At 39.6% G+C, this 12,807-nt stretch carries 8 protein-coding genes and 1 pseudogene; 4 read left to right on the top strand and 5 right to left on the bottom strand.

All coding sequences use genetic code 11. The annotated features are described in order from the left end of the window. Positions 1 to 157 precede the first annotated feature (157 nt). Positions 158 to 2,239, bottom strand: coding sequence for a surface-anchored 5'-nucleotidase (locus tag BTU61_RS04175; RefSeq protein WP_200772453.1), 2,082 nt, complete (start codon positions 2,237 to 2,239; stop codon positions 158 to 160). A 423-nt stretch (positions 2,240 to 2,662) separates the two neighbouring features. On the opposite strand from BTU61_RS04175, the gene BTU61_RS04170 reads away from it, so the two are divergent. Continuing rightward, positions 2,663 to 3,001 carry a CHY zinc finger protein gene (locus BTU61_RS04170; protein ID WP_200772510.1) on the top strand — a complete coding sequence of 113 codons (339 nt, stop codon included), beginning with the start codon at positions 2,663 to 2,665 and terminating at the stop codon, positions 2,999 to 3,001. Between the two features lie 46 nt (positions 3,002 to 3,047). On the opposite strand, the gene BTU61_RS04165 is transcribed toward BTU61_RS04170, so the two are convergent. The 3 genes and pseudogenes from BTU61_RS04165 to BTU61_RS04155 form a co-directional block, all read right to left on the bottom strand. Continuing rightward, complete coding sequence (locus BTU61_RS04165; protein ID WP_200772452.1) at positions 3,048 to 3,587, bottom strand: biotin transporter BioY; 540 nt, start codon at positions 3,585 to 3,587, stop codon at positions 3,048 to 3,050. 388 nt (positions 3,588 to 3,975) lie between these two features. Further along, on the bottom strand, positions 3,976 to 6,360 hold the full coding sequence (locus tag BTU61_RS04160; RefSeq protein WP_200772451.1) for a phosphoketolase family protein: 2,385 nt from the start codon (positions 6,358 to 6,360) through the stop codon (positions 3,976 to 3,978). A gap of 275 nt (positions 6,361 to 6,635) precedes the next feature. Next, positions 6,636 to 7,399, bottom strand: a pseudogene (locus BTU61_RS04155) (DeoR/GlpR family DNA-binding transcription regulator). Between the two features lie 308 nt (positions 7,400 to 7,707). On the opposite strand from BTU61_RS04155, the gene BTU61_RS04150 reads away from it, so the two are divergent. From BTU61_RS04150 to BTU61_RS04140, 3 genes are read left to right on the top strand one after another with little or no spacing between them, the layout of a single operon-like run. Then, positions 7,708 to 9,006: a PTS sugar transporter subunit IIC gene (locus tag BTU61_RS04150; protein ID WP_200772450.1), complete on the top strand. Its 1,299-nt coding sequence runs from the start codon at positions 7,708 to 7,710 to the stop codon at positions 9,004 to 9,006. Between the two features lie 4 nt (positions 9,007 to 9,010). Next, positions 9,011 to 11,224, top strand: a complete 2,214-nt coding sequence (locus BTU61_RS04145; protein ID WP_200772449.1) for a glycoside hydrolase family 95 protein — start codon at positions 9,011 to 9,013, stop codon at positions 11,222 to 11,224. 20 nt (positions 11,225 to 11,244) lie between these two features. Next, a complete protein-coding gene (locus tag BTU61_RS04140; protein ID WP_234700084.1) occupies positions 11,245 to 11,559 on the top strand; it encodes a PTS sugar transporter subunit IIB in 315 nt (104 codons plus the stop codon). A gap of 267 nt (positions 11,560 to 11,826) precedes the next feature. Here BTU61_RS04140 and BTU61_RS04135 read toward each other — a convergent pair whose 3' ends face one another. Next, a complete protein-coding gene (locus tag BTU61_RS04135; RefSeq protein ID WP_200772448.1) occupies positions 11,827 to 12,711 on the bottom strand; it encodes an aldose 1-epimerase family protein in 885 nt (294 codons plus the stop codon). Positions 12,712 to 12,807 lie beyond the last annotated feature (96 nt).

Raw genomic sequence — 12,807 nt, 5'->3', positions numbered from 1 at the left:
TTTTGAACCTAAGGTTTCAAAACTCCCGAGTGCTTGAAACAATATTGTTTCAAGCACTTTTCTCACGGCGGAAAGTTCCAGTAGGGAGTAAATGATATCTATTGCAGAATCATTTAATTTTTTATGCAAAAACAGTTTGTATACTTTCTATCCCCAGTTAACCTTCGCGTTTTTTGCTAGCTACAAAACCTGCTAAAGCAAGTGAGGTCATGCCAAAGAGACTAAGGACTGTAGAAGTCAAGTCTTCTTGACCTGTTTTTGGAAGACCGGTTGCTGGTTTAGCAACTGCTTCTTCTTGACCACCTGTATGATAAGTGACAGCGACTGGTTTAACCGTTGCTGTTTCTTTTGTTTCCGTTGCTTCTGGTTGGACTGCCACTGCTGGGCTTGTAGGTTGAACCGTTGGGTTAACTGGAGCCACTGGAGCTACAGGATTGACAGGACTTACTGGATCTACTGGCGATGGCTGTGGTTCCGGTTGTGGTGCTGGAGTTGGTTTTTCTTCTTCCACTTTTTCCACAAATGTCTTGTTGCCCAAGATTGAAGCAGACAACTTCTTCCCTGCCTTATTCACATCTTCGATGTATTGGATAAAGACTTCAGTATCTGGATTAATCGCACCGATCAATTTTGTATTGCGGAAGACTGAGAAGCCATCACCACCACCATACAAGAAGTCGTTGATAATCGCCTTGTAAGTCTTCTTGCGATCGATTTCTGTACCATCTGCCTTGTAGGCTTTCACAACCTTATAAGGTTTTTCTTCCGTCGCATCGGCTGGTTTGGTATAGGTGTACTTGATCCCTGCCATTTGCAAGAAGTAAAGCTCTTTCTCATCATATTGTTGATCCAAAGCTTTGTAGATTTGGTCTCCGGTAATTTCTACTACTTGAAGGATATTTCCAAATGGTTGCACAGCTTGAGCGGCACCCCAAGTGATAGTTCCATCGGGTTTCACCACGAGGTCTGCACGAATTCCCCCATTATTGGTGAAGGCAAAGTCAATATCTGGGTATCCTGATTTTTTAGCAATATCCAATTGGGCTGCTGTGACCAAATCTCCCACAGCACTTTCTTTTTGCGCATTCAATTCCCGTGTAATATTTTCAGCTTTCTCTGCCGAACCAATTTTCGCTTCCGTTACCTTTTTAACCGTCTCGTCGGCTTCATTGATGATCGCTTGGACCTTGGCATCTTTTGCTTTGCCTTTAGAAGGATCTACGGCAATGATTTTAGCAGTTGGAGCTTTGACAAAATCCCCTGTATCTGTATCTAAGACACCTCGAACATCCGAGTAGGCTTTCCCTTGAGATGTTCCTTGCACAATCAAGGTATTTCCGACCATCCCATTTGTATATTGGTGGTTGTGACCTGCAAAGACAAGATCGACTGAGTTTTCTGGATAAAGTTGATTCAATTTCTTGATCATCTCTGCAGCTGGTCCTTCTGCTACCCCATTTTTACTTGTGGCAGCAACGTGGGCCAAGACAGCAATAGCATGAACGCCTTGGTCATTCAACTCACGCGCATATTTGGCAATCGATTCTGCTTCATCCAAGACCCGGTACTGTTCATGGTTCTTCCGCAAGACAAGGTTAGGAAATTCTGTCGTCACAACCCCGATGAATCCGACCTTAACCGTCTTGTCATTAACTGGAATTTCTTTGATGGTATAAGGTTTCCAATCAAATGGGATTTTGTTGGTGTCCTTGTCAACCAAGTTGGCAATCACAATTTCTTGTTTGGAAGCTTCATGAGGATACTCATCGACGATCTTGTTGAATTGACCAGGTGTTGGGGCTTCCCCTTTCATGATCCGGTTGAATTCTCCAAGACCTTCGTCAAACTCATGGTTTCCAAGTGTTCCGTATTCAAAGTTCATTTCATTGAAGACTTTTACAGTTGGTTCATCTTGAAGGAGGGCAGAATTGGCTGGACTAGCACCGACCATATCTCCAGCTTGTACACGGATGCTTGCATTTGGAGTTCCTGCATTTTCTGTTTCAAATTCCTTTTGCGAATCATTCATGTACGTCGCTAGCAGTGGGGCTGTCCCAGCATTTTTCACTGTTTCATTTTCCAAGCGGGCTGTTCCCGTTTGTTCCAAGGCACCGTGGAAGTCATTGACCCCCATGAACTGGACTTGCAAATCATCTGCAAATACACGATTGATGGCAAAGAAACTGAAACCAGTAGCAACTGCTAAGATACTGCTTTTCAAGATCACTTTTTTCTTCATTAAATACTCCATTTTCTAATTTACGGCACTTCTCCAAAGAGGAGAAAACAGAAAAGTTGATTTGCTGCAATCAGCTATTCCATTTTACTATTTTTTCGGCTTTTCTTCAATATTTCTTTGAAAACTCTTCCATCTTCCCCTAGAAAACGCTTGATTTCCGAACTTATATCCAGCTGTCTTTTCTTTAGTTCCTAGATCTATAAATTGTTAAAAAAATCAGTCCCTAAAGGTTCATCAAATAAGAACTGAAAACTATTGTTACGTAGAAGCATAAGATAGACACAAAGAATCATGTGAATCGACTATACTTTTCTCCTAAAAATACAAATCATTTGTGCTATAATGTGGTTAATGGAAAATAGTAAAAGTACAATCACTAGAAAAACTTTCAGAAAGCAGGAACCTGATGTCCTGGGCAAGACAATTGCTTCTACTCCTTGTCTACCAGTAGCACAAATTCATGGTCTCCTGGTAGATAAGGAAAGTAGGTGCCAACACTATCATTCTCCACTAGATATTGTTGCTCTAAAATGCTATGACTGTCAAAAATATTATGCCTGTTATCAATGTCATGATCATATAGAGGATCATAGATTTCGAGCTTATCCTTGCCACATAAGGCAGGATAAGGTAGTTATCTGTGGTGTTTGTCTACATGAAATGACTATTGAAAACTATCAAAAGTCTATCTCTTGCTCTCATTGTCACAGTCGGTTTAATCCAGCTTGTTCAAAGCACTATGACATTTATTTTGCAAAATAAAAAGATTGAAGACATTGTTCGTGTGAACAGAGCCTTCAATCTTTTTTTAGTTAAAGTAGCTATGATTTTTTAGTGCTTTTAAAACTGGCTTAGTCACCAAAGAGACGATGAGTCCTTTTAGCAGGTCAGGAATGATAAAAGGTGTCAAACCGACAGCTACGGCTGTAGACCAACCCATATTTCCAAGGAAGTGAAGGGTGAGAATTCCACCGACAAATACTGGGACATCTCCTAAAACAAAAGCCAAAAAGATTTTCCAAATGGGTGTATCAGCATTGGTCAGTTTAGAAGTGATAAAGGCGAAAAGGGGATAGGCAAGTATATAACCAGCTATTGGACTAAAGAAGGTTTGAAAACCACCGCTACCTCCTGCGAAAACGGGTAGACCAATTGCACCGAGAATAAGATAGAGGAGAGCAGCAAGAGTAGCTTCTCTCGGTTTAAAAATGGCAGCCACGAGTCCTACAGCAAAGGTCTGTAAGGTGATGGGCACCGCTCCTATCGGAATGATGATTTGTGATAGGGAAGCAATGATAGCAGCTCCGAAGGCTGGAAGAACAATTGAAAAAGTATGATGTTGTTTCACTTTTAGTTAACCTCACTTTCAAATATGGTTAACCTATTATACCAAACAACTCCTAAATAGTCAACCAAGATATAAAAATAGGTTGACTGTAGAAACTGTAATTCGTTTGTAATTTTCTTTCTCAAGCAATCCCACTTTCCAGCACTCTTTTTTATTTTATGAAATCATTCACCTAGTTACTGATGGGCTAATCAAATATTTTTAAAAAAATATCAAATTCTTTTACCGCTAGCATCATCAATGCAATCCACAAGGTGATTTCACCCTCTGTGGATAGAAGACTTCCACAAACTAATGAAACAGCGCTTAACTGTTTCAAAAAAAGCAAGTGGAAATGTAAAAGACGGTCTAAATAAGAAAAAAAGCCGGATTGCTCCGACTTTTTTTCTTATTTATTTACATTTTCCCATTTCCAGTTTTGCACTTCCGGAATGTCATCTCCGTTTTCACGGATATAAGCATTGTGGAAGGCAACTGTTTCATCCATTTGAGCTGCAAATGCGGATGCTTCTTCTCCAAGAGCTGCATTGGCTGCATCTTGTGCCAAGTGGAAGCGGTCCAACTCAGACATGACACGCATATCAAATGGTGTTGTGATATCTCCGTTTTCACGGTAACCATGTACACGAAGATTGTGGTTGTGACGGTTAAAGAAGATGTCACGGATCATACCTTCGTAACCATGGAAGGCAAAGATGACAGGTTTGTCAGTCGTGAAGACTGTATCGAACTCTTCGTCAGAAAGTCCACGCGCATCTACTGATGGGTGACGCAATTTCAAAATATCCACAACATTGACAAAGCGGATCTTCAATTCTGGGAAGGCTTGGTGCAAGATCGTAATCGCTGCCAAAGCTTCTAAGTTTGGTTCTGTCCCAGCTGCTGCAATGACTACATCTGGTTCTTCATCTGCTGAAACAGTTGAAGCCCAATCGATCACTTTGTAGCCTTCGCGAACCAATTCTTCAGCTTCATCTGTCGAGTAGAACTGAGGACGAGGGTGCTTAGAAGTGACGATCAAGTTGATCTTATCTTCTGCTTTAAGGGCCTTATCCATTACAGCAAGCAAGCTATTGGTATCTGCTGGCAAGTACTCACGAATATATTCAGGTGTTTTCTCCGCCAAATGCGTCAAGATACCTGGATCTTGGTGAGTGTAACCATTGTGGTCTTGTTGGAAGACGGTTGAAGTCGCAATCAAGTTCAAAGCTGGGTAGTTTTTACGCCATGTTGTGTGAGTCTTAGATTTACGCAACCATTTGAAGTGCTGCGTAATCATTGAGTCAACAACACGAAGGAATGATTCGTAAGAAGCGAAGAATCCATGACGTCCTGTCAAGACATATCCTTCAAGCATTCCTTCTGCTTGATGTTCTGACAATTGAGAATCGATGACACGACCAGCAGGGCTCAATGCTTCATCATAATCTGGTTTCATGCGTCCTAACCATTGACGGTTGGTCCGTGTGAAGACTTCTTGAAGACGGTTTGATTTGGTTTCATCCGGTCCAAAGATACGGAAGTTATCAGGGTTCGCATCCACAAGATCTGCTGCATACTTACCAAATTCGATCATATCCTGCGCCATGATGGCACCTGGTGTTCCAATTTTAAAGGCATGTTTCTTCCAATCAGCTGTGTTCATTGGTTTGATGACACCTGCATTGGTGATTGGATTCATCGCCATGCGACGGTCGCCTTTTGGTGCGATTTCTGCAATTTCAGGGAGTAATGTACCGTTTTCATCGAACAATTCAGCTGGGCGGTAAGATTCCAACCATGAAAGAAGGGCATCCACATGTTCCATATGATGCGCATCTACTGGGATTGGAACTTGGTGCGCACGGAAACCACCCTCGATTGGTGTTCCTTTCCATGCTTTAGGTCCAGTCCATCCTTTAGGAATACGGGCAATCAAGACAGGGTAAACAGCTTGAGTTGCTTCTTCCGCAGAACCCTTACGAGCTTCTGCTTGGACTTTTTTAATTTCTTCAATCGCTTCATCCAACTTTTCAGCGAACAAAGCGTGTGCTGCTTCATGATCATCTGAGATTGCTGTTACATTGGCAAAGATTGGTTTCCAACCTAGACCTTCGAAGAAGAGAGTCAATTCTTCATCTGTCTTCCGCTCAAAGATTGTTGGGTTATGGATCTTCCCACCATTGAGATAGAAGATTGGAAGAACAGCACCATCATTGACAGGGTTCAAGAAAGTATTTGACAACCAACCAGCCATCAATGGTCCAGTTTCCCCTTCACCATCACCAATTACTGTCGCAGCAATGACATCTGGATTATCCAATACAGCTCCAGTAGCGTGTGAAAGTGCGTAACCAAGTTCTCCACCTTCGTGGATAGATCCTGGTGTTTCAGGCGCCGCGTGTGAAGCAATTCCTCCAGGGAATGAGAAGATCTTACACAAGTGTTTGAAACCTTCTTCATTTTGAGGAATACCTGGATTCAATTCAGTGTATGAACCATCCAAGTAAGAATTAGATACCATTACTTGCCCACCATGACCTGGTCCTTCAATGTAGAACATATCCAAGTCGTATTTATTGATGGTCCGGTTCAAGTGAGCATAGATAAAGTTTTGCCCCGGTACTGTACCCCAGTGTCCGATTGGGTGAGCCTTCAAGTCGTTTTCAACGACTTCACGCTTCAACAATGGGTTATCTTTCAAGTACATTTGAGCAGCTGAAATGTAGTTGGCTGCACGCCACCAAGCATCTACTTTATCCAAGTATGCTTTGCTGTTATAATCGACAGTCATCTTGTCTCCTCACAAATTCTAGACAGATTTTCTTCAAAACCTGTGCTTTTTTAATAGTTTAAAAAATCTGTTTTCAGCGTCAAACAGATGATATTGAAGAAGTTATTCAATATTATTCTATTTTATCAAGAAATTCCCTTTTTGTACACAGAAAGTAAGAAAATATTATTTGAAATTCAAATTTTTTCGAATGAAATGAAAGCGCTCCCTCGTTTAAACAACTCTTTTGAATCGGAACTTCGGAAATGACGATCATGAAGCATTACTTGTAGCACTTAATATATCCATTCTGTCCCACAATCCTCTGCCGCAACTAACATTTTAGGATCCGGGGCAGCATCTGAAATAATCGTTTTGTAGGCAGATAGCTGGTTGATTTTATAAAATCCAGTATGGAAAAATTTTGTTTGATCGACTAATAAAATCGTATTTTTAGCCTTTTCGATAATGTTTTTCTTCGCCAAAGCTTGATTCAAAGACTTTTCATACACAAATCTATCATCAATTCCACTGGCCGAACAGATTGCAAGATCAATATTAAAATGTTGAATAAAGGAATGTTCAAAATCCTGACAGATAGAGGTGGTAGAATGGTGACGCACTTCGCCTCCAATCTCAAAAATTTTATTAGACGGATTCGTATGTTCAGCCAAATATTGGGCTGATTTTAAATCATTGGTCAAAATAATTAAATGATTCACTTCACAAACGTAGGGACATAGTTCAAAAACAGTCGTACTAGCGTCTAGATAAATACACATCCCTGGACCTATGAAGTCTCTAGATAGGGTTGCTATTTTTTTTTGGCATTTTTATTTTTGTTTTCCCTCAAGAAATACGATTCTTCATTAGTATTTGAAGAATTAAGAAAAACTTCTCCACGTGCTCTCCTAATTAGTCCATGCTCTTCTAGGTAAATCAAGTCTCTTCTAAGTGTTGATGCACTTGAATAGGTCAGCTGCTCCAACTCTTTTATGGCCATGCGGCGTTTCCGCCGAATAATGGCTTCAACTTCTTCAATTCTACTTAATCTGGTCATACACTATCCTCTTTATTCTACCTATAAAACCTTTATTATATTATACCATTTAGATCATCTTTTGAATACTCTTGAAGAAATGACGGATCATTTTTGAATTTACACCAACCTTTTCGTCATCTATTGAATTCAGAACTATTACAGGATATTATATAGGTAGCAAATTGCAATGGTACCATTTTTATTTTTTTGGAGGAGGACTTATTTTTTTCATTTATTTTCAAAGCGTTTAACACTGGTCCTTAAATGTAAAAAGTATGTTTAGGATTCTAATTTCTATATTATTTATGGAAAAACGGAGGAATTTTATGTTTAATCAATTCATTGATAAATTGCAAAAAATTGCAAATCCAATTGCTAATAAACTGAATAGCACCAAAGAATTCGTTGCTATTCGTGACGGTATGATCGCCACTACACCTGTAACAATCGTCGGTGCAGTCGGAATCTTGATGGCCAATCTTCCATTCTTGGATAAGTTTGCACCAAATGTCAATACCTTTTTGGTAAATTTCTTCTCTCAACTGGGAACCATTTCTATCGGAATGTTGACCGTTACGATCTTAATTGCTGTTGCCAATTCCTATAGTGAACAATTAAAGATCAATAAATTATATGGGATTATTGTAAGCTTCTTGTCCTTCCTTGTAATTTCAAACTTTTCTTATAAAGGGGCCGGAGAAGTCGCTGGAAAAGCTGTTGAAAAACTTTCTGTAGCCAATGTCATTCCAACTGCCCTCTTTAGTGCACAAGGGATCTTCCCAGCCTTAATTACTACAATTATCTCTCTCAAAATTTATCATTACTTTATTAAACGAGATATCACTATCAAGTTACCAGATGCCATTCCTGAAAATGTTACTAAGAGTTTCACATCTATCATTCCAATGTTTGTCGTATTGTTGTTCTTCTTGGTCGTTCGCTTCGGCTTCTCTCTAACTCCATATGGATATTTCTCTGACTTCATGTATCAAATGTTTACCCAACCATTACTTGCCTTGGGTGACAGTATTTGGGCAATTGCCATCTTCATCCTGATCCAACAATTACTCTGGTTCTTCGGTATCCATGGTGCCAATGTTGTCGGAGTTGTTTGGAGACCTATTCTATTGACTATGATGGCTGCAAACTTGGATGCCTATAACACAGGACATGCACTTCCTTACATCGTTTCCCTTACTTTCTGGGAAGTCTACTCTGGTGTCTTCAACTTTGCAATTCCATTGACATTAATCTTTGGATGTAAATCAGAACGTGCGAAATCTATGGGTAAATTCTCTTGGATCCCATCTATCTTCTTGGTACATGAACCATTCATGTATGGACTTCCAGTCGTTATGAACGTTTACATGTTCATTCCATTCATCTTCGTATACCTTCTTCAATTCTTCTTGGTTTATGGTCTTGCGGTATTACATATTGCACCAATTCCTGTTGTTCCAGTTCCATGGACTACACCAATTATCTTGAGCGGATTTATTTCAACTAACTTCAATATCATGGGATCACTCATTCAAATCTTGTTGATCGTTGTTGGATTCTTCGGATATTTACCTTTCGTCAAAGCAATGGATAAACAATTCTTAAAAGAAGAACAAGGTTTATAAGGTTATGACAAAGATTATTTTTAAAAAGCCAGCTAATTCATGGGAAGACGCTTCTCCCTTGGGAAATGGTTTTCTAGGGGCAATGGTTTTAGGAAACCCCAACCATGATATCCTCTACATGAATGAAGATTCATTGTATTCTAGCTGGGAAATTGATCGTTTAAATAAACATGCTATCGATGCCATCGCTCCTATCAGAGAGGCCCTCCAACAGCAAGAAATTGAGAAGGCCCATCTCTTGGCAAGACGGTATCTGTTTGCAAAATCGCCTCACCCAAGACACTACGAGCCACTGGGCCAGGTTCATATTGAGGCCATTCATTCACTGGATTATTCCGACTATTCAAAAGAATTGAAATTTGATGACGGCACTTGCACTATCTCATACAGCCGTTTAAAGCAACAAGAAAATCGGACCTGCTTCATTTCCTATCCTGCAAATGAATTATTCTATCAGATAGAAGGAAGCGATCTTAATCTCGAACTTTACTTGATGAGACGGAGCCCAACCAGTGGACAAAGTGAATCTTATTTGGATGAGCTGGAACTGATTGATGATACACTAGTGCTTTCAGGATACAACGGTAATAAAACTCAGGGCATCGAGTTTGCAATGGGCCTGAACGTTCATTCCTGTGACGGAGTAGTCGAATATTATGATTCTCGAATTGTCATCAAACATGCAACAAAATTGGTTATCGGCGTAACTGGACGCACAAGCATTCGATCAGAAGACCCACGGCAATGGTGCCTGGATCAGCTGAGCGCCTCTAAGAAGGTTCCATACGATACCTTAAAGACTGAGCATATAACTGATTTTAGTCAGCTGTTTAACCGGTCGACATTAAACCTAAATGAAGCAAAAGATACGGTCGTCCTACCGGATGCATTAAACGATGCTAAAGAAGGAAATGTAACACCATCTCTTAGCTTAGCTTACTTTAACTTTGGGAAATATTTACTGATCTCATCAAGCAGAAAAGGTAGTTTCCCAGCCAACCTACAAGGAATTTGGAGTAAGGACTTTACTCCTCCTTGGGGTAGTCGCTACACCATTAACATCAATACTCAGATGAACTATTGGTTTTGTGAAAAGCTTGGCCTTTCCGAGTTACATTTCCCGCTCTTTGACTTTTTAAAGAATAGTCTTCCTAATGGGAAAAAAGTGGCACAATCCATGTATGGAGTTGATGGGGCCGTACTCCATCACAACACGGATATTTTCGGTGATGCTGCTCCTTCTGATTTCTACATGCCTGCAACGATTTGGCCGATGGGGGGCATCTGGCTTTCTCTCGATATTATCGAACATTTCGAGTACAGCCATGATGATCAATTCCTTTCAGAATACGGTGAGGTATTGCTAGAAAATTGGAAGTTCTTAAACTCCTATTTATTTGAATACAACGGTACACTCAATACAGGGCCTTCGGTTTCACCTGAAAATACCTATATTACAAACGATGGACAAGCTGGTCAACTCTGTATTAGTCCAACCATGGATATTCAGATTGTCAGAGACTTCCTCACCAGGTTTGGCCACTTACCAGATTCCATTATCCCATCAGAAATCAAGGAAAGAAATCAATACATTTTGAACCATCTTCCTGCTACAAAGATCAACTCTGAAGGATGTATCATGGAATGGCAAACGGATTATCAAGAATCCGAACCAGGCCATAGACACATTTCTCATCTATTTGGTTTATTCCCAGGAAATGAAATCAATGAATTAAAAAATCCAGAGCTCTTCCAAGCAAGTTTCAATACTCTTGAGAAAAGACTAGCTAACGGTGGAGGTCATACCGGCTGGAGCTGTGCATGGATTATCAACTTCTTTGCTCGGTTAAACCGTCCTACTGAAGCATTCAATAATTTCGAAAAGTTACTAACCAAATCTACTTTAGATAATTTATTAGACAATCACCCACCATTTCAAATTGATGGGAACTTTGGGGCTGTCAACGGTATCCTAGAAATGATTGTCCATGATTTTGGGACTACAATTCATTTGCTTCCTGCCTTACCGAAAGCTTTCGAAACAGGATCACTCAAAGGGTATAAAACAAAATCTGGTTTAACCTTAGATATTTACTGGGAAAACTCAACAGTCACTAAACTAAGCATCTCTGCTGAAAGAGATACAACGGTTACAATCGACTGGAATAATACCAGTAAAGAATTCTCATTTAAGAAAAATAATTTCTATTCACTATAAAAGAAAGAAGGATTTCTATCATGACAAAAACAATTGTATTAGCATGTTCAGCTGGAATGAGTACTAGTATGCTGGTTACTAAATTACGCAAATCAGCAGAAACAAAAGGATATGATTATCACATTTATGCAGTTCCAACAAGTGAATTACCTGAGGAACTTGCTAAAGAAGATATCAGCGGTATCTTCTTAGGCCCTCAAGTAGCTTTCCAAAAAGATACAATCTTGGACCTTGTAAAAGATAAAGATATCCATGTGGAAGTCATTAATATGATGGACTACGGTACAATGAATGCCGATAAAATCATTGAACAAATTAAATCAGTGGTCGAATAAGATGACCACAATAAACGAATCAGCCACAGGATCAGTGATAATGCCATTGATCCTGTGGCTGATTTTTTGTTATGATCACCATATAAAAAACAAGACTGAATGAATCTCAAATAACATTCATTCAGTCTTGTTCTTCTATTTTCAATCAAACTTTCCATCGCTATCATCTACAATCAACGATAGTCCAAGTCAAAAATTGTCTCAATTGAACATTATTTTAAAGGAGGGAGATCTTGGACTATCGCTAATAAACAAGTATGATAGAGGCTAGATTCCTAGCACTTCAATGACAAAACTCTTTCGATCAGCTTGCTTTGGTTCAACAAATGAAACATCCCGTTTTTGATCAAACTGGTCAGATTCCTCTAAAGAGGTAGATAGACCACTCCAAGGTTCCAAAGCTATGAATGGACCTTTATTGGTCGTAGACCATAAGATCAGATGAGGGAAGTCCTTAAATTGTAACTGAATTCCCTTATCATGCTTTTTCGATTTCAAACGGATACTTCTTGAGGACAATTGATCAAGCGTTACCGCATCTTTTTCAAAAATCTTGAAGTCCAAATCAAGTGTTTTTTGACCTTGCAAGAACGGCGTACGATCTTGTACATCTAAAAGCCCTGTATCAGGAAATTGTTTTGGAACTGTACAAGTTTCCTCGTTTTCAAATTCCAAATAATAATCTTCATAAGCTTCATCCGCAAGAAGAGGGCAATTGAAACCAGGGTGACCACCAATAAAGTAAGGCATCACTTCATCTGAAAGATTTTCAACAATGTATTCTGTTACAATTGATTTTTCTTTCAACGTATACAAAATACTCAACTTAAAATGATAAGGATATTGCTCAAACATCTCTGGAGTATCTTCAATTGTAAACTTCACTTGGTGATCGTTTACAGGATGAGCCTGGAATGTTTTTTTGCGGACCAATCCATGTCTTGGAAGCTGACCCACTTTTTGACCAAACAAAGCCTTATCGTCACGAACACTTCCGCAATTCGGGAATAAGACTGGCGCTTGGCCACTCCAATAAGTTGCATCCCCTTGCCAGAGGTATTCAACCCCGTCTTTATCCTTAATGGAAGAAAGGGCTCCTCCGACTTCTTGGAATTGGACAGTTAAGTAGTCATTTTTTAATTCAATCGTCACAATCAATTCCTTTCTTTTTGTTATTGAAAAGGGAAAAAATCTACATTGAAACAAACGATACAGACTTTTTCAAAGACCATTTTATGGAAATCCTTG

This window comes from Streptococcus lactarius (genome assembly GCF_016642265.1).
GTDB classification, from domain to species: domain Bacteria; phylum Bacillota; class Bacilli; order Lactobacillales; family Streptococcaceae; genus Streptococcus; species Streptococcus lactarius.
This window is presented reverse-complemented; position numbering and strand designations above follow the sequence as displayed.